The 24,020-nt window shown below is 63.8% G+C and carries 33 protein-coding genes; 31 read left to right on the top strand and 2 right to left on the bottom strand.

Annotation, left to right across the window (positions count from 1 at the left end):
* Positions 1-3: 3 nt before the first annotated feature.
* The 14 genes from KXZ72_RS00735 to KXZ72_RS00670 all read left to right on the top strand — a co-directional run bounded on the left by KXZ72_RS00735 (position 4) and on the right by KXZ72_RS00670 (position 7,155).
* Positions 4-390, top strand: coding sequence for an HNH endonuclease signature motif containing protein (locus KXZ72_RS00735; protein ID WP_226081803.1), 387 nt, complete (start codon positions 4-6; stop codon positions 388-390).
* Positions 391-394: 4 nt separating this feature from the next.
* Positions 395-823 carry an HNH endonuclease gene (locus KXZ72_RS00730; RefSeq protein ID WP_226081802.1) on the top strand — a complete coding sequence of 143 codons (429 nt, stop codon included), beginning with the start codon at positions 395-397 and terminating at the stop codon, positions 821-823.
* Positions 824-1,448: 625 nt separating this feature from the next.
* The gene (locus tag KXZ72_RS00725; protein WP_226081801.1) at positions 1,449-2,129 is read left to right on the top strand and encodes a DUF6349 family protein; all 681 of its coding nucleotides are present in this window, start codon (positions 1,449-1,451) and stop codon (positions 2,127-2,129) included.
* The gene (locus KXZ72_RS00720; protein ID WP_226081800.1) at positions 2,126-2,368 is read left to right on the top strand and encodes a hypothetical protein; all 243 of its coding nucleotides are present in this window, start codon (positions 2,126-2,128) and stop codon (positions 2,366-2,368) included. Before KXZ72_RS00725 ends, KXZ72_RS00720 begins: the two co-directional genes overlap by 4 nt.
* Complete coding sequence (locus tag KXZ72_RS00715) at positions 2,368-2,883, top strand: single-stranded DNA-binding protein (protein ID WP_226083555.1); 516 nt, start codon at positions 2,368-2,370, stop codon at positions 2,881-2,883. Before KXZ72_RS00720 ends, KXZ72_RS00715 begins: the two co-directional genes overlap by 1 nt.
* A 148-nt stretch (positions 2,884-3,031) precedes the next feature.
* The gene (locus KXZ72_RS00710; protein WP_226081799.1) at positions 3,032-3,319 is read left to right on the top strand and encodes a hypothetical protein; all 288 of its coding nucleotides are present in this window, start codon (positions 3,032-3,034) and stop codon (positions 3,317-3,319) included.
* On the top strand, positions 3,316-3,588 hold the full coding sequence (locus KXZ72_RS00705) for a hypothetical protein (RefSeq protein WP_226081798.1): 273 nt from the start codon (positions 3,316-3,318) through the stop codon (positions 3,586-3,588). The genes KXZ72_RS00710 and KXZ72_RS00705 overlap by 4 nt, the downstream gene beginning before the upstream one ends.
* Entirely contained in the window at positions 3,585-3,752 is a 168-nt protein-coding gene (locus KXZ72_RS00700) for a hypothetical protein (RefSeq protein ID WP_226081797.1), read from the top strand. The genes KXZ72_RS00705 and KXZ72_RS00700 overlap by 4 nt, the downstream gene beginning before the upstream one ends.
* Entirely contained in the window at positions 3,749-4,111 is a 363-nt protein-coding gene (locus KXZ72_RS00695) for a hypothetical protein (protein WP_226081796.1), read from the top strand. The genes KXZ72_RS00700 and KXZ72_RS00695 overlap by 4 nt, the downstream gene beginning before the upstream one ends.
* Positions 4,112-4,315: 204 nt before the next feature.
* On the top strand, positions 4,316-4,666 hold the full coding sequence (locus tag KXZ72_RS00690; protein WP_226081795.1) for a hypothetical protein: 351 nt from the start codon (positions 4,316-4,318) through the stop codon (positions 4,664-4,666).
* Positions 4,667-4,682: 16 nt separating this feature from the next.
* Complete coding sequence (locus KXZ72_RS00685) at positions 4,683-4,865, top strand: hypothetical protein (protein WP_226081794.1); 183 nt, start codon at positions 4,683-4,685, stop codon at positions 4,863-4,865.
* Entirely contained in the window at positions 4,858-5,802 is a 945-nt protein-coding gene (locus KXZ72_RS00680) for a hypothetical protein (protein ID WP_226081793.1), read from the top strand. The genes KXZ72_RS00685 and KXZ72_RS00680 overlap by 8 nt, the downstream gene beginning before the upstream one ends.
* Before the next feature lie 430 nt (positions 5,803-6,232).
* A complete protein-coding gene (locus KXZ72_RS00675) occupies positions 6,233-6,475 on the top strand; it encodes a porin family protein (protein ID WP_226081792.1) in 243 nt (80 codons plus the stop codon).
* A gap of 77 nt (positions 6,476-6,552) precedes the next feature.
* Complete coding sequence (locus KXZ72_RS00670) at positions 6,553-7,155, top strand: hypothetical protein (RefSeq protein WP_226081791.1); 603 nt, start codon at positions 6,553-6,555, stop codon at positions 7,153-7,155.
* Between the two features lie 807 nt (positions 7,156-7,962).
* On the opposite strand, the gene KXZ72_RS00665 is transcribed toward KXZ72_RS00670, so the two are convergent.
* Positions 7,963-8,133: a helix-turn-helix domain-containing protein gene (locus tag KXZ72_RS00665; protein ID WP_226081790.1), complete on the bottom strand. Its 171-nt coding sequence runs from the start codon at positions 8,131-8,133 to the stop codon at positions 7,963-7,965.
* A gap of 486 nt (positions 8,134-8,619) precedes the next feature.
* On the opposite strand from KXZ72_RS00665, the gene KXZ72_RS00660 reads away from it, so the two are divergent.
* Entirely contained in the window at positions 8,620-9,012 is a 393-nt protein-coding gene (locus KXZ72_RS00660; protein ID WP_226081789.1) for a hypothetical protein, read from the top strand.
* A 3-nt stretch (positions 9,013-9,015) separates the two neighbouring features.
* Here the strand turns inward: KXZ72_RS00660 and KXZ72_RS00655 are convergent, their stop codons facing one another.
* Complete coding sequence (locus KXZ72_RS00655) at positions 9,016-9,285, bottom strand: hypothetical protein (RefSeq protein ID WP_226081788.1); 270 nt, start codon at positions 9,283-9,285, stop codon at positions 9,016-9,018.
* Between KXZ72_RS00655 and KXZ72_RS00650 the strand changes: the two genes are divergently transcribed.
* The 16 genes from KXZ72_RS00650 (at position 9,284) to KXZ72_RS00575 (ending at position 24,019) form a co-directional block, all read left to right on the top strand.
* Positions 9,284-9,874: a hypothetical protein gene (locus tag KXZ72_RS00650; protein ID WP_226081787.1), complete on the top strand. Its 591-nt coding sequence runs from the start codon at positions 9,284-9,286 to the stop codon at positions 9,872-9,874. The two genes, KXZ72_RS00655 and KXZ72_RS00650, sit on opposite strands and share 2 nt — an antisense overlap.
* Positions 9,858-11,162, top strand: a complete 1,305-nt coding sequence (locus KXZ72_RS00645) for a PBSX family phage terminase large subunit (RefSeq protein WP_226081786.1) — start codon at positions 9,858-9,860, stop codon at positions 11,160-11,162. Before KXZ72_RS00650 ends, KXZ72_RS00645 begins: the two co-directional genes overlap by 17 nt.
* A gap of 8 nt (positions 11,163-11,170) precedes the next feature.
* Positions 11,171-12,757 (top strand): hypothetical protein, encoded by a 1,587-nt coding sequence (locus tag KXZ72_RS00640; RefSeq protein WP_226081785.1) that lies wholly within the window; start codon positions 11,171-11,173, stop codon positions 12,755-12,757.
* Between the two features lie 15 nt (positions 12,758-12,772).
* On the top strand, positions 12,773-14,263 hold the full coding sequence (locus KXZ72_RS00635; protein ID WP_226081784.1) for a phage minor capsid protein: 1,491 nt from the start codon (positions 12,773-12,775) through the stop codon (positions 14,261-14,263).
* Positions 14,264-14,368: 105 nt separating this feature from the next.
* On the top strand, positions 14,369-15,022 hold the full coding sequence (locus KXZ72_RS00630) for a hypothetical protein (protein WP_226081783.1): 654 nt from the start codon (positions 14,369-14,371) through the stop codon (positions 15,020-15,022).
* Between the two features lie 16 nt (positions 15,023-15,038).
* Positions 15,039-16,043 carry a major capsid protein gene (locus tag KXZ72_RS00625; RefSeq protein ID WP_226081782.1) on the top strand — a complete coding sequence of 335 codons (1,005 nt, stop codon included), beginning with the start codon at positions 15,039-15,041 and terminating at the stop codon, positions 16,041-16,043.
* 61 nt (positions 16,044-16,104) lie between these two features.
* Positions 16,105-16,386 carry a hypothetical protein gene (locus KXZ72_RS00620; RefSeq protein ID WP_226081781.1) on the top strand — a complete coding sequence of 94 codons (282 nt, stop codon included), beginning with the start codon at positions 16,105-16,107 and terminating at the stop codon, positions 16,384-16,386.
* A 355-nt stretch (positions 16,387-16,741) separates the two neighbouring features.
* The gene (locus tag KXZ72_RS00615) at positions 16,742-17,011 is read left to right on the top strand and encodes a hypothetical protein (protein ID WP_226081780.1); all 270 of its coding nucleotides are present in this window, start codon (positions 16,742-16,744) and stop codon (positions 17,009-17,011) included.
* A 17-nt stretch (positions 17,012-17,028) separates the two neighbouring features.
* A complete protein-coding gene (locus tag KXZ72_RS00610; protein WP_226081779.1) occupies positions 17,029-17,316 on the top strand; it encodes a hypothetical protein in 288 nt (95 codons plus the stop codon).
* A gap of 7 nt (positions 17,317-17,323) precedes the next feature.
* Positions 17,324-17,662: a hypothetical protein gene (locus tag KXZ72_RS00605; protein WP_226081778.1), complete on the top strand. Its 339-nt coding sequence runs from the start codon at positions 17,324-17,326 to the stop codon at positions 17,660-17,662.
* A complete protein-coding gene (locus KXZ72_RS00600) occupies positions 17,659-18,099 on the top strand; it encodes a minor capsid protein (RefSeq protein WP_226081777.1) in 441 nt (146 codons plus the stop codon). Before KXZ72_RS00605 ends, KXZ72_RS00600 begins: the two co-directional genes overlap by 4 nt.
* Positions 18,092-18,601, top strand: coding sequence for a phage tail tube protein (locus KXZ72_RS00595; RefSeq protein ID WP_226081776.1), 510 nt, complete (start codon positions 18,092-18,094; stop codon positions 18,599-18,601). The genes KXZ72_RS00600 and KXZ72_RS00595 overlap by 8 nt, the downstream gene beginning before the upstream one ends.
* Before the next feature lie 87 nt (positions 18,602-18,688).
* On the top strand, positions 18,689-19,111 hold the full coding sequence (locus KXZ72_RS00590) for a hypothetical protein (protein WP_226081775.1): 423 nt from the start codon (positions 18,689-18,691) through the stop codon (positions 19,109-19,111).
* 143 nt (positions 19,112-19,254) lie between these two features.
* On the top strand, positions 19,255-19,416 hold the full coding sequence (locus KXZ72_RS00585) for a hypothetical protein (protein WP_226081774.1): 162 nt from the start codon (positions 19,255-19,257) through the stop codon (positions 19,414-19,416).
* Positions 19,413-23,192 (top strand): tape measure protein, encoded by a 3,780-nt coding sequence (locus tag KXZ72_RS00580; RefSeq protein WP_226081773.1) that lies wholly within the window; start codon positions 19,413-19,415, stop codon positions 23,190-23,192. The genes KXZ72_RS00585 and KXZ72_RS00580 overlap by 4 nt, the downstream gene beginning before the upstream one ends.
* On the top strand, positions 23,192-24,019 hold the full coding sequence (locus KXZ72_RS00575; RefSeq protein WP_226081772.1) for a hypothetical protein: 828 nt from the start codon (positions 23,192-23,194) through the stop codon (positions 24,017-24,019). Before KXZ72_RS00580 ends, KXZ72_RS00575 begins: the two co-directional genes overlap by 1 nt.
* Position 24,020 lies beyond the last annotated feature (1 nt).

Genomic DNA, 24,020 nt, shown 5'->3' with positions numbered 1-24,020 from the left:
CGCATGATCCGCCAGCGCATCCCGAAACTCACCGCGGCGCAGGAGGCCGCGGCGTACCGGATCGTGACCGATCGCGACCCGGCCTGTGTGCGGTGCGGGGCCGGCGGAATCACGCGCGATCACCGGCAAAACCGGCAGCGCGGCAACACGCGACCGAGCAACCTGCAGGGTCTGTGCGGCACCGGCACTACCGGCTGTCATGGGTGGAAAACCATCAGTTCCGCCGCGGCAACAAATACGGGCTTCGCGGTCCCTCGGTGGGCCAACCCTGCCGAGTGGCCTGCGCAGCGGCTCGACCACGGGCGCCCCATCTGGGTGCTCTATGACGACCTCGGAGGGTGGGAGGAAATCACCGCCGCCGAGGCCAAACGAAGAATTGAAGGAGGATAGCTGAATGACTTACTCAACCGAACAGATGACCCAAATTCAAATTGAACACGACGCGGCAGCCGCAACTGAGCACTTCGCTGCCGAAATAATCCGAGAAACATCAGCAATCGCTCATTGGGGAGGCGACCACCCTTACGACGGTGTTTTGGAGATGATCCGCGAGCAGATATACGCACGAATTGGATACGCGCCGGAGGTTCGCAACCCGTCAAAGCGGACGCGCAAAGTCTTCGGGGTGCGCGAGTCCATGGTCGTGTTCAAGCGTGACGGTTACGCGTGCGTGGCATGCGGCGCAGGCGAAGAGCTAACGGTAGACCACATCCATCCGTGGTCAAAGGGCGGATCTGACGATCTGGACAATTTGCAGACGCTGTGCAACTCATGCAACAGCAGGAAGGGAGATCGAGAGTGGCCATCAAGCGCCCTCGACTGACGTTCGAGGAGCATTACACACAGCTGCCAAATGCATGGTTGCGTGACGCGCGATTGTCTTACAGAGCCCGAGGCCTCCTCGGGCTCTTGCTGTCTCATCGTCCGGGCTGGCGGGTATCGGAGCGTTCTCTAGTAACGGGCCCGAAGGAGAAACGGGATGCGATCAGAACTGCGCTTGCAGAACTGGAGCAGCACGGATATTTGGAGCGCGAACAGCGACGTACAGGTGCTGGCGGGTTCTCTGGCACTGACTATGTTCTAACGGACCCGTGGTCGGATAATCCAACCACGGATAGGGCAGAGTGGTCGGATGAGCCGCGGTCGGTTCAGCCGCGGTCGGTTCATCCGACCACTAAGAAGACTAGTAATAAAGAAGACTATGACTCTAAGGGGGGCGTCCCGCCCTCCCCCACCTGTGGAAAACACCCTTCGGGGACAACCGAAAAATGCCGCGGCTGCGGAGACGCACGTCGTCTCTACGACGTCCACCAGGAAACGCTAGCCGCCGAGGCCGCCGCGAGACCGAGCGTGGAGCTTCCGCCGCGTCGAGATATCAGCCCCGCCGAGTGCCGCCATAAGCACCTCGGCGGGTTTTGTGTCCACTGCGGAGCCGAGGAGGTCGCAGCATGAAAATAGTCGATCTGCCGCTTTTCGCCTTCGATGATTTCGAGCAGCCCCGCGCCTGGCCGCACCAGGTGCCACCACATTTCACCACCGCGTATTTCCAGGCAGATGAATTACGGGCCGCGTCCGCCTACGCCTCCGAGCTCTACCTGGCGACTGCGCCCTACGGCACACCGGCTCATGCGGAGGCGTGGAATCGTAAAGAACGCATGTGGCAGCCCTCCCCGGTGGACGGGCAGTATCGAGACGCAAACGGGCACCAGTTCGATCTCTTCACCGCGGGGGACGGGTATTGTCCCTGCCCGAGCGTCGGCTTCCGAGCCAATCCCGAGTGCCAGTGCGTGAAGCCGGGGTGCGTGCTCGCTCAATGCGACACCTGCCAATGGCGCACATTCCAGCGCGGCGAGCCTGCAGCGGTGGCGGCCTGGCATGATCATGCTTTCCCCGGCTGGCGGGATCTGCCCGTGGTGCCGCCGTCGGTAAAGCGCAGGGATGACCGGATGGAGCCACACCGAGACCTCCGGCAGTGGTGCTTGGACCACTACCCCGCCGAGTGGCTGGCTCTTCCGAGCGCGCCCATCGTCACCGAGCGCGGCGGGGCGGGCACACGCTCGGTGCCGCACATGTCGCCGTGGGGTGGCTTTGATATCAGCCACACGCTACGGGACGAGGTGCTGCTGTGATCGCGGTGTGGCCCGACGGTGGCGAGTGGATAGAAACCGCGGCCGACCGCGATATGCGGCTTTTCCTGCAGGGCCTCGACCCCGAGGTGGTGCAGGCCGAGCGGCATGTCAATTTCACCGGCACCGAGAAACGAATTCTCGATGCAAAAACCAAAGCTGCCCGGCCTGGCCCGGTCGGCTTTTTCTTTACCCAAAATCAACTCGACGCCGCCGCGGAGGCGGCAGAACGGAGGCCATGATGGCCGGAGAAACAATCATCACCGTAGTGGGCAATCTGACCGCGGACCCTGAGCTGAGATACACCCAGTCAGGCTTGGCGGTCGCGAATTTCACGATCGCTTCGACGCCGCGCAACTTTGACCGGCAGGCGAACGAGTTCAAGGACGGCGAAGCGCTGTTCATGCGCGCGTCCGTCTGGCGCGAGTTCGCTGAGCACGTCGCCGGTTCGCTGACCAAGGGAAGCCGTGTCGTTGCGACCGGTCGCCTGAAGCAGCGTTCCTATGAGACGAAGGAAGGCGAGAAGCGCACGTCGATCGAGTTGGAGGTGGACGAGATCGGCCCGTCGTTGCGTTATGCGACCGCTCAGGTGTCACGCACCGCGCCTCAGGGTGGCCGTGGCGGCGTCGGGAGCGCTCCCGTGGGTCAGAGTGCCGGACCGGGCACGAACGCCCCGCAGGACGAGCCCTGGGCGTCCGCGGGACCTGCCACGGACTCGTGGAACACGCCCGCCTACGCCGACGAAACACCGTTCTGATGCGATACGTCCCACCCACGCGAAAACACCCGCCACCACCACCCACCGGCTGCGCCCAATGCCGCACCCCTCACGGTCTTTCCGCTCTCCCCTGCACCTCATGCGGGCGAAACGTGAAGGCCATTTTTGTACCCAAAAAGGACCCAAAATGATTGAAATTCTCTCTAAAAAGCAGATCAGCCCGCACACCGTCGAGGTGGAACTTGCCCCCATCGAAGTCCGCGGAATACCGCGATCATCCTTCTCCCCTCGCGCGGTGGTGGTATCTCGCGCTCAGGTGAGTATCGCGGGCAAAAACGTTTACACCCGCCTGTACCGGGTGACGGACGGAAAACATGCGACCGAGATTTTTGAGGACTTCCGCGACTTGGACCCGCGCATCTCGCAGATTCGCGGGGAGCTGACCGCCGAGCTCGGGAAGAAGGCCACCGCATGACCGAGAAGAAAAGCGTCTATCGCGGAGATTTGGAAATCGCCTTAATCGACAGCATCTCTGTGGAGGTGATCGTCGGGCGAACCTCGCTCGTCACAGTCGCATACGAGGACGACGAGGGCACCACGATCGCCGCGGTAACCGTCGTGGTGGAGCCTGGCGAAGGCGGGCTTGAGGGTGACGCCCTCGGCACCGCGGTAAGCGATGCGCTTGCGGCTCTGACTGCTCGGCTGACCGAGCTGGGGCTCACCGTCAAAGAGGCGGCAGCATGACCAAGGGGCCCGGCAAGCGGGAGTGGGTCGGCTCCGCGATTTTCGTCGGAGTGATTTTGGTGGCCGCTTGGGGCGCCCGGATCATGATGGCCGGCGGCGATCTGGGCTGCGCTTTCGCGGAGGATCCCGCCCTGTGCGCGACGGTGAAGGGGCTGGGCCTGTGACTGGTCAGGAGATCCCGGAATCCGTGACCGAGAAGGTCAGCACCGATGACGCCGAGTGGATCGGCTTCAAGCGTGACGACCTTGTGCGCGCACTCCGGTACCGCGGGCATCAACGCGACGCTGCAAAGGCGTTCAGCGAAGCGATCCCTGACGAGGTTTTCCAGATCATCCGTTCGCAGGCAGTCGAGGAGCTAGCCGAGTGCTACATCGTTGGAATGCGCGCCACGATCCGGATTCACGAGGCGCTGAAGTACGCCAAGGGCATGTGGCCGGGTGATACCGATCTGTCGGTAGCCGCCAAGAAGGCGCGTGCTGACAGCCTGCGCCGACTGTCCGGGGGCGGGGTGAGTGATGCCTGAGACTGAACGGCCGCGCCTGGTGGAGGCAGGCACTGGGTCGCAGATTCTCCCGCCGGTCCATGCTCGCTGGTATGACAGGGCGACGATTCCCTCGTATGTAGCCCATCTGGCTTGTGACGCTGATTTGCGCGCCACAACCGCGTATTACATGGCGGTAGCCGCACGGCTGACCGTCACCAAACAGACCGAAGGAGATACAACACCATGACCGAAGATGAAACCCCGACAGAGCCGGACCTGACCGGGTTCCCGGAGGTGCAGCACCGTATCGAGGGCGGGAAGTTCGTTTGCCCCGGCGACGAAAACTCCCGATGCCACCAATACCCGGGGTGCGACGGTGAGCATGAACGCTGGCCGTGTGGGTGCGAGTACGTGGCGCACGCCGAGTGCTGGATCAAGCCATGGATTGATGCTTCTGGGGATCTGGCCGATTCTCACGACGAGTCGGACGGTGTGTATGCGCTGGCGAATGAGGACTTCCCAGACGGAGACGTGTCCTGGTCCTTCGAAGGGGATTACACGCTGTTCCGGTACAAGGAGGCCCCCAGTGAGTAGCAGGAAGGGTCCCCTGGTGATTCTGAGCCCCTATGGCATCAAGCCGGGCGCGACGACACCTGACGGGCGTGTGGTGGCGTCTGGGCGCACGGTCGAGGTGGAAAACATGATCGTCGCGGAGCTGGAATACACCGATGGAACGATCGGCGCGTTTACGTGGCCGCTCGGGCACAACTGGAAGGAGGCGCCTGGTGTCTGATGTACAGAAGCTAATCGCCGAAGCGCGGGCCCGGGCACTGACCGCGCAGGGAGTCAAGACGGCCCCGGATGAGCTGGGCCTGAATACCCAGCTGCTGATCCGTCTTGCTGACGCTCTTGACGCTGCTACCTCCCCGGTAGAGCCGGAACCGGCCGCGGTGGACCCAGCCAAGCTAGTGGCTGAGGCGTGGGAAAAGTATTTCGAGCAGCACGGCATGACCGTCAACCATGAGATCTATGAACCGGGTGGATGGCGGCACAACGGCAGGTATTCGAGTACATGGTCCGTGACTGGGTGGGTGCCGAACAACTTGTTCGAAGTACTGGCACGGCTGGCGATAGAAACTCTGGCTCTCCCGGATAGTCTGGCCCCGAGCGTCCACGATGACCGGGAAGCTTCGGTGTCGGCGCTTGTTGATGCTCTCGGAGACTTTCCCGATGGGGAGACCCTCGACCCGAACCGCAGTTATCTCACCCAGGAAGCCGAGTGCGCGGCGGATGCAGTTCTCGCTGCTGGGTTCTCTCGCCCTACAGTGGGTGCCTTCTCCTCGGGCGGGCCTGCCGATACGATTCTCGCAGCGTGGGGCCAGTACTTCGAGAGCAGCGGGCTGGCCACTGAATGGACGCGCGCCAGTCGCCCGGAATACACCACGGGTCGACCGCGGGCCACCTGGTCCGTGGTGGGACGCCCGCCGGTTGACATGCTCTCAGTGCTGGCGCGTCTGGCAGAGGACACGCTCTCTCGCCCTGTAGGTGGGGAGACGGAGACCGAGTACGGCGCTATGGCCATAGGGCGCGGCGATGTGACTACCTGGGCGGGCAATCGCGGAGGCGCCGATGCGCTGGTGATCCGCTGGCCTGAAGTCTTCCAACTTGTGAAGCGTCAGGTTACCGCGTGGCTTCCGGTATCTCCCGAGCAGGACGGGGGCAAACGATGAAGCCGAGCAAATACGATCTGGGCGAAGCACGCGTGGAGGCCTTTGCCATTGCCCGAGAAAGCGGGATGAATATGGACGATTTCAACCGGTTGTGGCGATGTTTCATGAGAGCAGTCGGCAACCAGCGGCGCCGAGACGGGGGCAAGGCATGAGTGCCCCGTTCTTCCGGTGCGCATGGAAACACCGCGGCCATGAGCGGTTCGTGTATCAGTGCATCCGTAGGGCGGGGCATTGGCTTCGGTGCATGGATGTGCGTGGGGGCCGATGGCGAGGTGGGGTCTGATGGATAGCCGTATCGCGGCGAGCGGGCTTCCGCGCTGCAAGGTTGACGGCGCCGAGGCTGATCTGGTCTCGATCTCCCCAGATGGGTCTGGGTGCGATTGGATTTGCTGGACGTGCTGGAACCGCGACGGATCATATGGGAAGTTCGATGGATAGCCGTATCAAGGTGAAGCGTTTCGATGGCCGCCCTATCCGGGTGATCGTGCGCGACGACGATTTAGCCGCGATCGGGGAGGCCAACTTCTACCGCTGCCTCGCCGAGGTCGATCTAGAACCACACATGATCGTGGAAGGCCCCACTCGGTCGAAATCGCGGCCCTACGTCTGGACAACATTTTTTGATGAAGGGCGCACCCACAACGGGACGCCCGGAACGGAGGTAAGCCTATGAATGAGAGGCTGTGTGCCCGAGGCTGTGAGCGGGACGCTTTGCACGGGATACTTATCTGCTGGCGGTGCGTAGACCGCGTGAAGGCGGCGCTCGATTGCACAGCCGATCTGGTGGCGCATCTCGGGGGACTGATCGATCCACGCCGCGCACAGGTATACAACGAGCAGGTTGTTTCCCGCCCGCTTCTCGTGACGGGGCAAGCGCCGATGAGTGTGTCTATGATCGACGCCCGGGACGCCATCGCGGCCGCGCTCGTGAAGTGGGCGAAGCATTACGGGGACCCGCGGGAATACCTGTACTACTCGCGCGGCGTGCCAGCCACCGCGACGCCGGAGCGCGCCGCCCACGTGCTGCGCGGCGCGGCCGAATGGATTGTCACCGCCTGCGACCTCGGCAACCTGGACGACACCCTGGGCCTGTGCCGAGACCTACTCAGGACACCAGACGATCCGACCGCATGGACAGTGGAACGCGCGAAGGACACCTATATGCCCGACGAGCGACCCTCGGTGGTCAAGGGAGAAAAGTGTCCAGAATGCGGGCTTCTCACGATCAAGCGAACCCCCGTGGGAGCGCACGGCGAAGACCCCACATTCGAGTGCCTCGGCTGCCATTGGACGCCGCCTGCCGCCGAGTATGAGCGGTTTCGATCACTATTCGATGACGGAGTGCGTAGATGATCCCTGATACGAGTAACCATGTGTATGTCCACCGCAAGGAGGCACACGTGTTCGTGGGCCGGCTCCCAGCCACAATCAGAAAGTGGATCAGTGAAGACCGCATCGGGGTAACCGAATCGGGAATGATCTGGCTGCCCGACCTGGTCGAACTTGCGAAACGGCGCAAGCGTGGCAGGCCACGAAAAACATCACAATAATCACACTCTGACTGCTATACTTGACGTAGTCGATAATTGCACCCACCAGAGAACTGGTGAGGTGCTTTTTATATGAAAGGGCCACTCCTCACGGGGTGGCCCTTTCGTGTTTAAGTCGGCAGGTGCCGGGGCCTGACCTCTCCCCGTTTGAGGCGTGCGCGCGCCGAGAGCACCGACCGCGCACCGGGAGTTCACCGGCGGCATTGCGACCGCGAACGAACGATAAATGCGCGGCCGCCGGGTGATACGCTCCCCGGCGGCCGCGCACCATAAACCACAACCAAATAAACGCCCGTCGCCCCGGGGATGCATACGGGGAAGTGTTGGTAGCTAGCAGTGAAGCGGGACGGTACGGACTGATCATCCGGAAACCCGTGGAGGCTGTCGCGGTAAAACCACGGAGTAGCTACTCGCCTGCTGTTCTCAAGCAGGTTCGCACCAACACGGGAGCCCTTGCTTTGGCAGTACCTCGGGGTCGATATCGTCCGAGGCGCGCGTTCGAATCGCGCATGGGGCACAATGCGAGATCGCTGGCCAGCCTCGCAGGAGACCAGGCCGTCTCGCGGGACGCCCAAGGCGGGCCGGTGTAGGCATCGGCGCGGCCTGGCAATTATTCTGCAGTGATGATCCGATGCACCTGCATTCGGGACATGCGGATCTCACGGGCGATCTGCGCTACCGGGACCCCGGCAGCGTGCGCGGCAAGGATCGCCGCGTCACGCTCTACCAAGGCCCGGGCCAGCGCATCTGCTGCAGCGTTCAGCCGCTCGATGCTATCCACGACGGTTCTTTACCGCGAGGATGAGCGCCGCCACGGCCACGATGAGCGCAGCGATTGACACAGTGATGGTGATTGCTTCCATGTTTTCCCCCGTTGGGTAGGGTGGGAGTGTGGCCCCAAGATAGTTGCGGCATCTTGGGGCCTCCTCTGGCTAGTCCTTGCGGTTTCGCTTGGCTGTCTGCCAGAGGATTACCGCGGTGATCATGTTGATCATTGCGGTGAGGATTCCGATGATTTCCATCGGCTCCTCCTCCCTGTTGGGGTATCTCCCCAACAAGTTAAGCGTAACACAATGTTACACCTGGGTGCAACCCCAAAAACCAGGCCCCACCTTCACCGGCGGGGCCTTCCGCATTTAAGGAGCATTATGCACGCCTGCCCTGAATGCCAGGCCGAGTATCCGTCACCACTAGCCGCGGCAGAGTGTGGCGAAGCTGACCGGGTTCAGGACCGCCGCAACCGCGCATGGATGAAAGGATCCGGACGATGAACAAAACCAACCGACTCTACCTTCTAGAAACTAAAGTGGCCCGCCTGGAAGAAGAAACCAGGACATTGCGCGCCTCGCTCAGGCTAAAGGCCGAAAAGCCCACCCCAGTCACCACGACGGAGACCTGGATCAATCGAGTACAAGCCGCGATCGATCCGGCCGGAACTTTAGACCCGTTCGGGGATATGCAAGTCTTCGGCGCAGCGCTCATCCATCTCCTAAGCGACAACGCCACCGGGAGTAAGCCTCCTCGCCCCGCGTGTATTGAGAGCGCCCATTACTGGGAAGTCCTCACCGCGCAGAAGGAGACATTCACTGGCCCTGCTCAGATCGCACAGCGCCTCCAATGCCAGCTATGCGGCGCGACCCAGGCTATCCCTGACGCCTAGCTGCTAATCCCCCTGGGGGAACGGCGGAAGTTCAGCGAGGGCCTTCTCGTCTCCAAAGTGTTGAAGCAGCGCGACTATTAGCGCGCCGATCTCTCGGCCCATGTTTGAAACGGCTCCATTAGCAGCCATGACGTCCATGACACTGGCAGAGAAGTCCCCGCGAGCGAGACGCTCCCCTAACTCAGCATTTGTCCGCAGAGCTCCTACGTTAAGCGCCATAACACGGTGAGCGATCTTCAATAATTCATCTGCGGTCGTTTCTTCAAAAGCCATGCCGACCATAGTACCCAAAGCCTCCGACATCGTTCGTGAGCGCGTCAGCAGAATCGAGGTGCCCATGGCCGAGCGCCGAACATTCTCTGATGAAGAAACGCGCGTAGAGGCCCGTCGCCTGTACGACCTAGGGATGGGATGCAACGCGATCGGTCGAGAGATCGGCATCGTCCCCTCTGCCGTGTCCGCGTGGGCGAAGCGGGAGGGGCTCAAGTTTGACCGGTCGAAGGTGATCGCGGCGAACAAAGCGAACGCTGCTGACCTTGAGCAGAAACGTCTCCGTCTGGTGTCGAAGATGGCGGACGTGGCCGAGGACGCGCTGGACAGTCTCGACGCCCCGTACCTGGTGTATAACTTCGGCGGCAAGGACAACGAGTACCGAGACGAAGTTCTCGACGCTGCCCCGATGGATGCACGGCGTACCGCGGTCACTATGGCTGGTATCGCGTTCGATAAGGCCTCACGTGTGATTGAGCGTGAAACGGATGTGTCCGGCGCTACTTCCGTGCTGGGTGCGCTGCAGGCCGGTCTGGGTGCGGTAGTGGCCGCGTTGGATCAGGACACCCCGCCCGATGAGCAGGATGGTTAGCGCGGGCGCGCTGGCGGCTCTCACTGAAACCCTGTCCGTGTCTCAGATGCGGTCGCTGGTGTATTCCATCCGGAAGAAGATCGCGCTGTGGTCGGGCGCGGTATCCGCGGGCAAGACTTTTATCAGCTTGTGGGCGTTCCTCATGGCGATCCCTCTCGCCCCGAAGGGCGGCAACATCATCATTGTGGGCCGCACGCTGGACACGATCTACACCAACATTTTCGTGCTGCTGCAAAGCCCGGAGATCTTCGGGGATCTCGCCAAACAGGTGATTTACACTCGGGGCGCTAAGACCGCGATCATCCTCGGCCGTGTCGTGCACCTGTATGGCGCGAATGATGCCAGCAGCGAGACGAAGATCCGAGGCTCCACCGTGGGCCTCGCCTACGTGGACGAGCTCACGATCCTCCCCGAGGGTTTCTGGGACATGCTCATGACCCGGCTTCGGGTGAAGGGCGCGCGCTGTCTGGCCACGACCAACCCGGGATCCAAGAACCATTGGTTGCGGAAAAAGTGGATCCTCAAGGCCAGCGAGAAAAACCTCATTCACTTCCCTTTCACGATGGACGACAACCCCTCGCTGGACGCCGAGTATGTCGCCGATATGAAGGTGCAATTCGCGGGCGTTTTTTATGACCGGTTCATCCGGGGACTGTGGACCAACGCCGAGGGCGCCGTATACAACTCGTGGGACGAGAAAAAACACATGATCAGGTGGCAGGATATGCCGCCGATTGCCCGCGTCCTCGCCCTCGGTGCCGACTATGGAACCACGAACACCACCGCGGCCCTGCTGCTCGGCATCACCGCTGAGGAGCGCCCCCGCCTGGTGCTTATGGATGAATGGTCCTATTCATCGAAGAAGCACCACGGGCACACCCTCTCCGACGCTCAGCTATCCGCACGGCTCCTCGAATGGCTCGACAACACCGAGCACTCCCCTCACGGGCCAGTGACCCCGGAGATGCTGATCCTCGACCCGTCCGCGGCATCCCTGCGGGCGCAGCTCGCCGAGTCCGGCCGCAACACCTGGCCCGCACACAACCGGGTGGACAAAGGCATCGGCCTGGTCGCGTCCCTACTGTCCGCCGGCGCGCTCCTCATCACCGATCGGTGCGAGGGCGTCCTCGAAGAAATCACTGAATACTCGTGGGACCCCAAAGCCACCGAGGCAGGCGAGGACAAGGTCGAAAAGGTTGACGACCACTTCATGGACGCCATGCGCTACGCGATCTACACCACCCGATCCACCTGGCTGCCGTATCTTCGGTATGCCCTAGCCGCCTAGGAGACCCCATGCCGCTACCGGCTGAAAACTCGGCGTTCCCGCCGGCCCCGTTCGATGTCGCCTATGCCAGCTATGCCGAAAACGAGGCATGGTATTTGGGCGATCTCAAGAAGCTCGGCGAGATCTACTCCCAGAATGGCGCCAAACGTCAGGCCACCCACCTGCGCGGCGGGGCACCTCACCGCGGCGGTCTCATGGGTGGAGTGTCCCGCATGTTTTGGGGACGCCCTCTGCCGCAGGGCCAGGAGTCCCGACGACTCCACATCCCGGCCCCGGCAGACCTCGCCATGCTCGCCGCAGACTACGGGTTCGCCGAGCCTCCGACTGTGGCCCTGCCCGCCAAGGTGAGCACCGACACCACGACCTCGACCAAGATCGACACGATCCGCCCAGAGCAGGTGCGCCTTGATCTAATCGCTAACTCGGATGCGGTGAAGGCCACCTGGAACGAGATGGGCGAGCTCAAAAGCGTGTTCGGGGCGTGCGCGGTCATCACTGAATGGGACCGTGATGTCGCCGAGCATCCGTGGCTGCGTTCCGTGGCCGCAGACAGCATAATTCCCGAGTGGCGAGGGGCTAAGCTCTCCGCCCTCACCCTGTGGACCGCCTACCCGGACCCGGACAACGCAAACGTGGTCTATCGGCACCTGCAGCGGCACGAGGCAGGGCGCATCGTCAACCGCCTCTACAAGGGCACCGGGGCCAAGATCGGCTCTATCGTGCCTTTGCAGACGATCCCCCAAACCGAGTACCTTGCCCAAATCACCTCGGAAGGCCAGGACGAAGGAACACTGCTTACCGGCATTGAGCGCCTCACCGCGTCGTACAACATCAACATGCCGTCGCGTGAATGGCGGAAGCTCGGGGACCTCCGGTATGCCGGGCGCAGCGACTTTGCTGGCATCCTCCCCCTGTTCGACCAGCTAGACGAGACCTGGACAGCCTGGTCTCGAGCGATCCGACTCTCGAGGGCCCGGATCACCGCGCCCTCAGCGTTCCTCACATCCAACGGCCCCGGCCAGGCGTCCACCTTTGACGAGGACCGGGAAGTTTTCACTGGCCTCGATCGCCCCATCGGCGACTCGGAGACCGGGTCGGGTCTGGACTTCTTCCAGCCAGATATTCCCGTTGAGCAGTATGAGGCAACAGCCTACGCGCTCTATCGGGAGATCCTGCGCGCCGCGGGGTACAGCCCCTCGGCGTGGGGTGAATACGGCAACCAGGTCAAGACCGCCACCGAGGTGCAGGACCGCGAAAAAGCATCCGAGCGTACCCGAGACAAGAAGGCGCTGTACGACAAGGCAGCGATCTCTGAACAAGCGTCGGTCGCTCTGGAAATCGACGGGCTCCTGTCCCCCGGCCAGGGCGGCGGCCGGTTCGATCTGCCCTCGGTCAGCTTCCCCGCAGTATCCCAGTCTGACCCGTTGCGAGACGCGCAGGTCATCGGGCTCCTCGACGGGGCCGCGGCGATCACCACAGACACCAAAGTGCGCACCGCCCACCCGGACTGGGATGACACACGAGTGCGTCAGGAAGTCGAGGGGATCCTCGCTGACCGTCGGCCCGCGGCGGATCCCGCCAGCCCGAGCTTCTAACAGGAAGGGGAGCAGATGTTCGTCCCACCAGAGCATCTACTCCCCTCAACCCTGGTTGACGAGCTCGGCCGATTGGTCGCCACGGTATACGGGGATCTGGAGCGGCAGCTTGTGGCCCGCGCCAAAGCTATCTTCGCCGAAGGTATGGGAGAACGCCCCGACCTGGCCGCGCGCATGCAAGCCCTCCGCGAGTTGGAAGCCGAAGCGCGGCGCATGATCGCAGGCATCAACCCGGAGTTCGCATCCGAAATCATCGGGATCGCGTCCGAACGCGGCATCCAAGCAGCAATCACCGCGCTCGGCATCATCCCGGGGTTGGACCGCGCCTCACTCATGCGCCCTGCTGACGCGCGAGCAATCACCGCGCTCACCGCGGACCTGCAAAACGGTCTCACCGAGGTTCACCGGCGCATCCTCCGATACCCCCAGGACGTCTATCAGCGCATCACAGCGTGGTCGGCGCCCGGGGTGCTCGCCGGGCAGGACACGCTCCTCGCGGCCCAGCGCCGCGCGGTGCAGCGTTTCCTCTCCGAGGGAGTGACCGGGTTCGTGGATGTCGCAGACCGGCAGTGGCGCATCGGCACCTATGCCGAGATGGCCACACGTACCGCGGCGGCCCGGGCCTGGACCGACTCGGGGATCTCGACCATGCACGATGCAGGCATCACCCTGGTGTCGATCGTGGTCGGGAATAGCGCGTGCAAGCGCTGCGCACACTGGGCCACCCGCATCCTGTCCACCGACGGCACCCCCGCCGGCGTCTACGAGATGCCGCACGCCACCCAAGACCATATGGTGCGGGTCAGGGTGGACGGCACCCTCGATGATGCTCGCGCCGCCGGGCTCATGCACCCCAACTGCGGGTGTGCCGCGGTCGCCTACCTGCCCGGGCTCACTGTTGTTGCGGATGCGACAACCTACGATGCCCAGGCAGAGGCAGAGCGAACCGCGCAACGCACGCTCGAGCGTGAGGCGCGCAAGGCGAAGCGCGCAATCGCCGCTGGCGACAATGCACCCAACGCGCGAGAGGACCTGCGAGACGCTCAAGCAGCGCTCCGCAAACACGTCAAATCCACCGGCAGCGCCCGCAGATCGTATCGGGAGCAACTGTGGTTCACTGATGGCCGCCCGGACTCCTCCAAGCGCGGTGTCATCGCCGAGGGCAAGCCGTACCTGCTGGACCTCCACGACCCATACACGCGCCTCGCAACCGCCGGGCTAGACATCACTCCACTCGACGGCTACAACGCCCGCATATCCGGCGCCCGCTGGACCACCAGACGCGCCAAGGGCGACGGCCACGACCTCACCACGCTCCTCACCGACGCTGGGCGCACCTCAAACCGCGCCGTCATTGACATCAGCGCCTCCACACTTCCGACCGGGCAGGCCCTGGAACGGATCAACGAATACGCCGAACAGTCCGGCCTCACCGAGGTCATGCTGATCACCCCGAAACGGGTCGCGCGGTTCGACCTTCAACGCGGCTGGATCCCAGTCGCCTAAGCCCCCACAAACCGTGGGGGCTTTTTTCGCACCCATCGAGCCCGCCAGGAGCGGGACGAAAGGAACACCATGCTGCACAACCTCGCTCGCCCATACCTTGCCCCCATGGATCGCCTCTCGCTGCGCGGCATCCGATTCATCGAGGGCGCCAGCGAAGGCGCGGCCGGCTCCGCCCCGACGCCCACCGCTGAAACCACGTCGGGGCAGGCCCCCGCAGGTAACAGCGCCCCGGTGGAACCCGGCAACCTCGACGTTGAAACAGCGAACAAGGAAACCGCCAAGGCCCGCGCCGAAGCCGCAAAATATCGCACCGCAAAAACAGCAGCCGAAGCCGAAGCCGCGAAAACCTCAAAGGCCCTGGCCGATATCACCAAGCTACTCGGCGGAGGCAGCGATGAGACGCCCACCCCTGAGCAACTGACTCAGGCCATCCAGGAGCGTGACGCTGCACTCGCAACAGCCACCGAGGCCCAGGCGGCCCAGGCGCGCGAGAATGCCGTGCTACGTGCCGCCCCGGGCCTGAACGCCAACGGAGACAGCCTGCTCGACTCTCGAGCGTTCACCGCCACATTGGCCGAAGTTGATCCGTCGGACAAGGACGCGATCAAGACCGCGATCACCACGGCGCTCGCCGCGAACCCCGCGCACGCGCTCACGCGAGTGTCCGGGTCCTCCGGCCCGGGCGCTGGCGGCGGCGAGCAGAAAACCACACCCAAAACCACCCTCCTGAGCGCGGTATCTGCGCGCCTGGGCGGCTAGCCGAAAGGAGCACACTGTGCCCGTTTCCCTTCTCGAAGCAAAGAACAACACCTCCGACGAAATCAACCACGGCGTCATCGACGAGTTCCGCAAGTCGAACGCGATCCTCGACTCCCTCGTTTTCGATGACATCGTGAACCCCAACGGCGGCGGCGGCACCCTCACCACCGGATACCGTCGCCTCAAGACCCAGGCCACGGCGAGCACCCGTGCGCTGAACACCGAGTACACCCCGCAGAACGTCGAAACCTCGATGCACTACGTCACCCTGGCCGTGATGGGTGGAACCTTCCAGGTGGACCGCGTCATTGCCAAGCTCGGTGCCGCAGCATCCGGCGCGGTCGCACTCAACCTCGCGCAGAAGGCGAAGTCCACCGCCGCACTGTTCTCCGACCTCGTCATCAACGGCGACGTCGCCACCAACGCTTCCGCGTTCGATGGTCTGGACAAGGCCCTTACGGGTTCGTCCACCGAGTTCCGCGCCGGCCAGATCACCAACTGGGCCGACTTCGACACCGACAACCGTGCCGAGCACAAGGCTCTCGACGCGATCGACGAGTTCCTCTCCACCCTCGATGGCACTCCGACCGTCATCGTCGGTAACTCGGCGTCTCTCGCTCGCGTCCGTGCCGCCGCACGTCGCGCCAACATGTACACCAAGAGCCCCGTGGATGGCCTTGTCGGTGCAGATGGCCGTCCGATCGAGCGCGAGACCTACGGTGGCCTGATCCTCGTGGACGCGGGCGCAAAGTCCGGGTCGAACGACCAGATCATCCCCATCCAGGAACGCACCATCGATGGGAACAAGGTTGCCGGGCTGACCGACCTTTACGCCTACCGGGCCGGTCTCGATGGTTTCCACGGAGTCTCGACCACCGGTGGCGGCCTCATCGACTACCGCCTGCCGGACTTCACCAACATCGGCGCAGTTCAGGAGGGTGGCGTCGAGCTCGGTCCCGTCGCAGTCGCGCTCAAGGCCACCAAGGCCGCCGCGGTATTCCGCAACATCAAGGTCCGCTAACTCCACCCATCAGGGCGGGCACCCGACATGGGTGCCCGCCCGCAGATTTGAAAGGCACAATATGCCCAAGATCACTACCCCCGTGAAGGGGTTCGTAGGCGAGGTCGCCGGTGTCACTTTCGCGAACGGCGAGGCCGAGACGACCGACGAGACCGCGATCGGCTATTTCGAGCGTCACGGGTACACCGTGACGCAGACCGACGCTGAGAAGCGCGCCGAGGCCAAGGCCGCGAAGGAAGCCGTTGACGCTGCCAAGGCCGAGGCCGAGGCCGAGGCAGACGCCGCAGAATCCGCGCCTATCGCTGCCGAGGCCGACAAGGCCAAGGCCGACGCAACCAAGTAGGAGGCGACGGTGACCGTAACGATCACTCTGCCCGGGGCACACCCGGGCGAGACCCTGCACGCGGGCATCATCTTCACCGATGGCGTCGTGAAGCTCGACGAGGTATCTCCGAACGCTGAGCGATACCTCGTGTGGGGTGGCGCGCGAGTCCGGCGGCCGAAAGCACAGCCGCCGAAACCCTCCACGCCCGAGCCAGAGGCCCCCAGCAATGGGGACGCCTAAGCCCTACGCGACACCGGCGGACTTCTACGACTGGACCGGAGAGACACTGCCCCAGACGGGCGGTGTCTCCCCGGCTGATCTCCGGCGCGCGGAGATCCGGGTCGATGAAATGCTCATCGGTGTCGTCTACGCCGTGGACAGTAGCGGCTACCCCACCGACCCGCGCGTGATCCGCGCGCTCATGGAGGCAACCTGCGCTCAGGCGGCGTGGTTTGACGAGACCGGGGACACCGCGGGCGCGCTCGCGGTGCTCGGCGGCGGGGCGATCGGGTCAGTGAAACTGCCCACGGCCACGACCGCGGCCGGCGGGAAGGGCGCGACCATCGACCTGCGCTACAGCAGCGAGGCCGCGGATATCCTCGCGGCCGCGGGCCTGGCCACACGCTCGGTGCGGTACGCATGAGGATCCCGAAGCGGTATATGCCACATACGGTCACTTTCCGACCGGTGCTGGGCGAGGGCGCTGACGGCCCAGTGCTCGGCGACCCGGTCACGGTGCGGGCGTATGTCGAGCAGGGCTCGGCCGTGGTGATCAAACTCACCGACGGCAAAGAGATCACATCTACCGGATTCGTGATCATCGACCCCGGGCTGGCCCCGGCCCCCGAATCGATCCTCGAGACCTCGCAGGGAGCCGCACGGGTGATCAAGAACGAGATATTCGATCACCCGGACGCACCTTCCCACATCAAGATCCGCATCATTTAGGAGGCTCATGTCTTATATCTGGCGCGGCCCCGAGGTGACAGCTCACATCTTGGCCGCGGGCGTAGGCGGAGTGAATAAAGCCGCCGAGCGCCTCAAGGCGGTATCGGTGCCGCGAGCCCCCAAGCTCGACGGTGTGCTGCGCGCTTCCGCACAGGTCACCCCGGCGACCGCGGGCGATCCCACCGCGGTGGTGTCCTATGACACTCCGTATGCGGTGAAGCAGCACGAGGAGCTGGGCTACCGGCACCCGGGCGGCGGCGGGGCCAAATACCTCGAAGCCCCGTTGCATGAGCACGCCACGGAGCTGCAAGCAATCATCGCCAAGGAGATCGGCGGTGCGCTGTGAGCACATCGACTGATCTTCTCGAAGGCCTCGCCCGGCTCGTACATGCCGGCGGGGCCTTTGTCTTTCGCCCCGAGGGGGTCTATCTCCCCGGGGAGGCGCCGATCACTTTCGGCAGCCTCCACGGCTCGGCGTCGCCCGCGCTGTGTCTCACCGAGTACACCCCGGCCGAGTCGCGCACGCGCGCCGCGCACGCGCTGATCCAGGCCCGGGTGCGCGCGCCCAGCTATCTCGCCGGCGTGCGTCTCGGCGACGAACTGCGCGGCCTGCTGCACGACCTCTCGTATCTCTCGCTTGGCGCCGTGCGCGTGTCCAAGATCACCCGCATTTCCACCGCACATCTGGGTCCCGATAGCTCCGGCCGTCACGAGTGGGCCCACAACTTCCAGCTGCTCTACACCCGCAGCGTCACCCCGTCTAAGGAGACAACCCATGCCTGAAACCCCCAGCTATGCAGACGTAAAGCCCACCGTGGGCGACATCGCCAACTCTTTCGAATATATGTTCGACATCAACACTGGCACGATCGCGGCCCCGGTCTGGGTCAACGTCCCCGATATCACCGGTCTGAACCCTCAGCCCACGCCCAAGCTCAAGGACATCGCCACCTACGCGCACAAGGGATCGAGTGCCCAGGTGAAGGTCGGAAACGACTTCGCTCTCGATTTCAACCTCCTCAAGATTCGCGATAAGACCGGCGAATTCCAGCCCGAGTGGCTTGCGCTCAAGGCTGCAGCCGATGCCAAGGGCGAGGCCAACAACATCGGCATTCGCTGGTACGACGCGCTGGGCGCATCCGACGCCTACCAGGGTGTCGCGGCTGTGTCTCGCGGCAACCGGCCCTCCACCGGCAATGACGATGTGGAATTCGACAACTTCTCGCTGGCCGGCGTGGGCGAGATCAAGCCCATCGCAAACCCCCTCAAGAAGGCCGGCGAGTAACACTCCCCCAGCCGCGGGGCCGGAATCGTGGATGGTCCGGCCCCGCTTTCACCTCCACTCATCCACCCACAATTTTTGGAGATTTTCATGGCACAGATCACTATCGAAGAACGCGGCCGCAACCTCGTCCTGAACATCGGCGGCGAGCTCGAATACGTCGTCGCCCCCGTCCCGGTCGAGGTCGGACAGCTGCTTCTCTCGCTGTTCCTGCGCATCTATACCGGGCAGGAAGGCGACCTAGAGAAGGCCTCCGCCGACCTCGCCGAGATGAGCCTCGGTGGCGACCTCGCGGAGCGCGCCCGGGGCGAGCTCCGCGCCGAGGAATACGTGGACGTGATCAACGCCGCCTTCTACTGGCAGGCACACGGCGGCGGCATCAAGGTCATCCAGTCCTATAAGGACGGTGGCGCCCCAAAAGCAATCGAGACGCTTTTCGAAGCGGCCGGAGTGCAGCTGACGCCACTATCGACGACCTCGCCGAATTCGGCATCGGAGACCCCGACCCCGTAACCGGCCGGCATCCCGGATACCGATACCCGAAGTGGTATCGGGACGAGATCGCCGCCATGGGCCGCCCCACTGAGCGCACAACTCCGCGGGGCGTTTCTCTACCCACATTCTGGCGACACGTTTTCGCCGAGTGGGGCGAATCGGTGTCCTGCGACCTCCTCGAGGTGTACGGCATCGACACCTTCGCCGAGGACTTCCCCGATCGCTCCTGGCACTCAGTCCGAGCCCGCATCGACGGGCTTTTGAGTACCCGCTCCCGCCTGGCCGCATGGCTGGCCTCACACGACATTAAGGAGCCCACATGACGATGATGATCGGCGAGCTCGGCGCTCGCATCACCCTCCTCGACAAGAACAAATTCGAAGCCGATATCGACGGTGTCGGCCAACGCTTCGGCAAGCTCGATAATGTTGGGTCGAGCGCGGGCAAGGCGATCAGCAGCTCGATCAAGGCTGCCGCGGCCACCACCGTGATCGCCGGCACCGTGGCCGCCGCGTATGGAGTGCAGGTTTTCAAGACCGGCGCCGCATACAACACCCTGCAGCAGACTTCGCGCGCGGCCATGACCACCCTGATGGGCGGGGCCAAAGAGGCCAACGCCCAGATGGACAAGCTGGACGATTTCGCCCGCAATAGCCCCTTCTCGAAGGCCACTTTCATCACTGCCCAGCAGCAGATGATCGGCTTCGGCATCGAGGCAAAAAAGGTCATCCCCTACCTCGGGGCGATCCAAAATGCCGTGGCCGCCACGGGTGGATCCAATGAGTCGATCGCGGAGATCGTCGAGATCATGGCGAAGATCCAATCGTCGTCGAAAATCACCGCCGACGACTTCGCCCAATTCGGCAATCGAGGTGTGGACGCGGCCACGATCATCGGCACCCAGATGGGCAAGACCGGCGCAGAAATCCGCGCGATGGTCACCAAGGGTGTTCTCCCCGCGGAACAGGCGCTCGACGCTCTGGCCGCCGGCATGGAGACCAAGTTTGCGGGCGCCGCGGCCAACGTGAAAAACACGATGACGGGCGCCGCGGACCGGGTGAAGGCCGCGACCCGCGATATCGGGGCGGCCCTGGCCGAGCCTTTCGTGTCCAAGAACGGCGGCGGTCTCGCCGTCAAATGGGCCAATGACTATGCGGATGTTTTGCGTGGTGTGGAGAAGGCCGCCGGGCCGATGGTATCTATGCTTATGGGCCGCGCCGTGCCCGCGATCCAGGCGGTTGATGGCGCCTTCACTCGCGCGAAAATCGCGGTGAATGGGTTCTCGGTCACTCGAGTCGATTCGGAGCTCAACTCGCTCGGCGCACACGCTCCGGCGATAGCCGCCGTGGGCGGGGCCGTGGTGGCGATGGGAATGCAGGGTATCCCCGTCCTGGGACGATTCCTGCCTGCGATCAACCCGGTGGCGGGCGCGCTTCTCGCGCTGGCCGCCACCTCCCCGCAACTGCGCTCCGCGGGCGGGGAAATCCTCACCTCACTGTCGCCGCTGATCCCCGTCGCGGTACAGCTCGGCAACACCTTTTCGACCTCGCTGACCGCAGTGCTGCCGGTGGTCGCCGGCGGGCTCACCGCTGTAGCTCGAGTCGCGGAGGTCGGGGCGAACGCTATCGCGGCAATCCCCACCCCCGTGCTCGCGGCCGGGATCGCGTTCCTTGGGATGCGATCGGCGATGAGCGCGCTGGAAGGCCCAGGCAAGGCTCTATCCGGTGTCGTGAGCGCTGTCACTGAGCATTTCCAGGCGTCAAAGGCTACGGCTGAGGCAATGGGCGGATCGGTGAGCGTTCTCGGCGCTGCAGCCCACGCAGGCGCTGGGGGCGTGACGGCGATGGGCGGTGCTCTCAAGGCCGCATTCCTGTCTAACCCGATCGGTATTGCCCTCACGGTAGCCGCTGGCGCGGTCGCGATCTTCGCGGCCGCCAACGCCGACGCTGCGGAGAAGGTGGCCGTGCACAATAAGCGCACGGCGGATCTTCGCCAGACCCTCACCGAGACCGGCGGCGCGGCTACGGCGGCGACCCGCGACGTGATCGCGGCTTCCATTGCGGAGGACGGCATCGGCGAGGCGGCCAAGAGCGCAAGCGTCGCGCACGAGATGCTCACCGACGCGATCACCGGAGCCTCCGGCGGCGCTCAAATCTTCAAGAACACCATGCGCGACCAGGCGAAGGCCGCGATGGAGGCTGCCGGCAAGACCGAGGATGCCGAGCGTGTCGCCAAACAGCTCGGACTCACCTATAACGACATCATCGACCACACCTTGGGCTTCTCCGAGGCCCAAGGAACCGTGGGGAAGGCTTTCGAGGACGCGGATGCTCGTGGCTTCGGGTACCGTCTAAGCCTCGATAAAGTCACCGAGGCAGTCGGCGGGTCCCTCGACGCACAGCAGCAGCTCGTCGGCTTTGTGGAAGCGCAGAGCAACGCATTCCGCGAAGCTCAGGCTGAAAATGCGGCATACCGGCAGGCGCAGCGGGATCTCGCCGCGGCGATGACAGAATCGGCGCGCTCAAACCAGGCTTTCAACGATGCCCTTTCGGTGGCCCGTGACACCACCAAGGACATGGAGACGCGGGTTTCCGCGCTCAAGCAGGCTTTGGATGAGCTCGAAGGGGGGACCAAGAGCGCGGCCGCGGCTGAGCTCGATTTCGCGCAGAAAAACAACACGCTGCGCGACTCGCTCGCGGCCACCGATCAGGCCGGCATCAAGCTGTATAGCAGCTTCCTCGACGGGGCCGGCGCAATTGACCTCACTAACAGCGCGGGCGTGAGCTTCGGTAAGTCTTTGACCTCGCTCAATGGCGACATGCTCGCGGCCAGCGCGCGGGCATATGATGCCGCGGCGGCGACAGGTGACCTGGAAGGGGCTACCCGGGCCGCGCGCGAGGCCGGCGAGCAGTACATCGGCACAATCAGGCAGACCATGCTCGATATGGGCCTCACCGTGGACCAGGCTGATGCTCTGATCGGGAAATATTTCTCGATGCCGGGCACAGTCTCCACCCTGGTTACCGACAGCGGCAGCATCGATGAAACAACCCAGGCCGCGATCGGGCTGGCCAATGAGATGCGGAAGCTCCCCGCCGATCACATCATCGAGATCAAAGACAACGGCACCGCGGAAGAAGTGCAGTCGCAGCTGCAGGCGGTCGCGATGCTCGCCACCTCCAACCCCAGCGGCGATGTGACGATCAAGGCGCCCACCGCGCCCGGTGTTATTGACGCGCTCAAGGGCATCGGATTCGAGGTGGAAACGCTCGCGGACCGGCCCGGAGAGATCAGACTGGTCACGCCAAACCTGGCCCAAACCGAGGGCAAGATCGACGAGGTTACCGCCAAGAAGCGTGAGGCTGCAATCCAGTCCGTCGTGAAGGGCGGGCCGGAAGCCGATCGTCTCCTGGGCGACATCGCAGACCGCGCGCGCAACGCCGACATTCGGGCCCAGGCCACAGGGCTGGGCGAGACCGGTGTGCAGCTCGACGGCGTGGCCAAGGCCAACCGCAACGCCGATATCAAGGCGAAGGCCACGGGCCTGGGCGAGGCCACAACGGATATCAACCGCGTCGCAAATGCCAGCTACCGTGCGACCGTGCATGTCAGCACGTCTGGGCTTGAGGCGAGTTTCGCCTCAATCGAGCGGCTCAAGGGCGCGGCCGTGGGTATCGGTGTTCTCAAGCCCACAGGCTCCGCGATCGGCAACATTTTCAATCACGGGACCGGCGGGACCTCGGTGCAGGCTTTCGCGAATGGCGGGACGATTTCCACCGGCATGTATCGCGGTGGCCCTCCGCTGCTGAAATTTGCGGAGCCTGAAACCAATTGGGAAGCGTTCATCTCCGGGAAACACGGGGAGGAGGCCAGGAACCGCAAGATCACGGTCGATGCAGCCTCCCGCCTCGGAATGGAGGCTTACCCCAAGGGGACCCTGGCCGGTGCTGCAGGCCAGGGCGCTGTGCAGGTATCCCTCGACGGCATGAGGGTGAAACTCATCATCGGCGGACAAGAAATTGACGGAATCATCGATGCTCGCATCGACTCACACGACCAAAATACGGCCCACTCTGCGGGCCTGGGATGGAGCGAATAGTGGACACATCGATCACAGCAGAAGCATTCCTCGACCGCCTACCCAGCCCGCAAGCAGAAGTCGTGATTCGAGGTGTTCCACGCGAGGTCGCCGCCTTGACAATCTGGCGCACGGCTCACGGCGTCACTCAGGAGGTGCGCGGCGCGATACGGGCCGCCGTAGTTGACTCGCTCGCTCGCCCCGACCTCGAAGTGCCTTTTGGCGTGCCGGTGCAATACCGGGCGGAGCTTTTTAGCTTGCTCGGTATCTCGCTGGGCTTCACCGCGACCACCACCACTCAGGTGGACTCAGCTGATACGTGGGTGCACAACGTGCTCATGCCTGCGGGGGCCACCCGAGTGCAGCTTCGCGCGAAGTCTGCGCGCACGATCTCGCGGCCCTCGCGCGGCACTGTCGTGCGTATACCCGGGCGGGAGGCCGGAGTTCTCATTGGCGCAGGCCGCCAGGGAGTGACGGGCGTGGACCTCAGCGTGATCACCGACACCGTAGATGCCGCCGACCGCATCCAAGCGATGCTCGGAAGCGAGCAGAATTCGGCGCCCGCCGTCCTGTGCTTCCGCCTCGGGGCACACGAATTCACGCGCCTCCCGCAGCCCTTCTACGCCGGTGTACTCGACATCGTCGAAGAAGATGTCAGTGCGTCAATCGGTGGGGGCATGATGTACCAAACCATGGTCGGGGATGAGGTTGCCCCGCCCCTGCCTGGCCTGTTTATTTCCCTCCTCACCCGAGCGCACCTCAACGCCTATTACGGCACCCGCGCTGCGCTCAACGCGGACAACGCTTCCCGCCTATCCGTGAACCGCCGATACGACCTTGTGAGGTGAC

It is taken from the genome of Mycetocola spongiae, from assembly GCF_020424085.1.
GTDB lineage: Bacteria > Actinomycetota > Actinomycetes > Actinomycetales > Microbacteriaceae > Mycetocola > Mycetocola spongiae.
Note: the sequence above shows the minus strand (reverse complement) of the source record. Positions and strands in the feature narration are given on the sequence as shown.

Excerpts from the sequence above, each read along its gene's own strand:
- KXZ72_RS00645 (WP_226081786.1), top strand. The coding sequence starts at position 9,858 with ATGAGCAGGATGGTTAGCGCGGGCGCGCTGGCGGCTCTCACTGAAACC.
- KXZ72_RS00735 (WP_226081803.1), top strand. The coding sequence starts at position 4 with ATGATCCGCCAGCGCATCCCGAAACTCACCGCGGCGCAGGAGGCCGCG.
- KXZ72_RS00610 (WP_226081779.1), top strand. The coding sequence starts at position 17,029 with ATGCCACATACGGTCACTTTCCGACCGGTGCTGGGCGAGGGCGCTGAC.
- KXZ72_RS00590 (WP_226081775.1), top strand. The coding sequence starts at position 18,689 with ATGGCACAGATCACTATCGAAGAACGCGGCCGCAACCTCGTCCTGAAC.
- KXZ72_RS00650 (WP_226081787.1), top strand. The coding sequence starts at position 9,284 with ATGCCGACCATAGTACCCAAAGCCTCCGACATCGTTCGTGAGCGCGTC.
- KXZ72_RS00580 (WP_226081773.1), top strand. The coding sequence starts at position 19,413 with ATGACGATGATGATCGGCGAGCTCGGCGCTCGCATCACCCTCCTCGAC.
- KXZ72_RS00660 (WP_226081789.1), top strand. The coding sequence starts at position 8,620 with ATGAACAAAACCAACCGACTCTACCTTCTAGAAACTAAAGTGGCCCGC.
- KXZ72_RS00605 (WP_226081778.1), top strand. The coding sequence starts at position 17,324 with ATGTCTTATATCTGGCGCGGCCCCGAGGTGACAGCTCACATCTTGGCC.
- KXZ72_RS00725 (WP_226081801.1), top strand. The coding sequence starts at position 1,449 with ATGAAAATAGTCGATCTGCCGCTTTTCGCCTTCGATGATTTCGAGCAG.
- KXZ72_RS00595 (WP_226081776.1), top strand. The coding sequence starts at position 18,092 with ATGCCTGAAACCCCCAGCTATGCAGACGTAAAGCCCACCGTGGGCGAC.
- KXZ72_RS00715 (WP_226083555.1), top strand. The coding sequence starts at position 2,368 with ATGGCCGGAGAAACAATCATCACCGTAGTGGGCAATCTGACCGCGGAC.
- KXZ72_RS00655 (WP_226081788.1), bottom strand. The coding sequence starts at position 9,285 with ATGGCTTTTGAAGAAACGACCGCAGATGAATTATTGAAGATCGCTCAC.
- KXZ72_RS00620 (WP_226081781.1), top strand. The coding sequence starts at position 16,105 with ATGCCCAAGATCACTACCCCCGTGAAGGGGTTCGTAGGCGAGGTCGCC.
- KXZ72_RS00630 (WP_226081783.1), top strand. The coding sequence starts at position 14,369 with ATGGATCGCCTCTCGCTGCGCGGCATCCGATTCATCGAGGGCGCCAGC.
- KXZ72_RS00705 (WP_226081798.1), top strand. The coding sequence starts at position 3,316 with ATGACCGAGAAGAAAAGCGTCTATCGCGGAGATTTGGAAATCGCCTTA.
- KXZ72_RS00635 (WP_226081784.1), top strand. The coding sequence starts at position 12,773 with ATGTTCGTCCCACCAGAGCATCTACTCCCCTCAACCCTGGTTGACGAG.
- KXZ72_RS00730 (WP_226081802.1), top strand. The coding sequence starts at position 395 with ATGACTTACTCAACCGAACAGATGACCCAAATTCAAATTGAACACGAC.
- KXZ72_RS00690 (WP_226081795.1), top strand. The coding sequence starts at position 4,316 with ATGACCGAAGATGAAACCCCGACAGAGCCGGACCTGACCGGGTTCCCG.
- KXZ72_RS00710 (WP_226081799.1), top strand. The coding sequence starts at position 3,032 with ATGATTGAAATTCTCTCTAAAAAGCAGATCAGCCCGCACACCGTCGAG.
- KXZ72_RS00640 (WP_226081785.1), top strand. The coding sequence starts at position 11,171 with ATGCCGCTACCGGCTGAAAACTCGGCGTTCCCGCCGGCCCCGTTCGAT.
- KXZ72_RS00700 (WP_226081797.1), top strand. The coding sequence starts at position 3,585 with ATGACCAAGGGGCCCGGCAAGCGGGAGTGGGTCGGCTCCGCGATTTTC.
- KXZ72_RS00675 (WP_226081792.1), top strand. The coding sequence starts at position 6,233 with ATGGATAGCCGTATCAAGGTGAAGCGTTTCGATGGCCGCCCTATCCGG.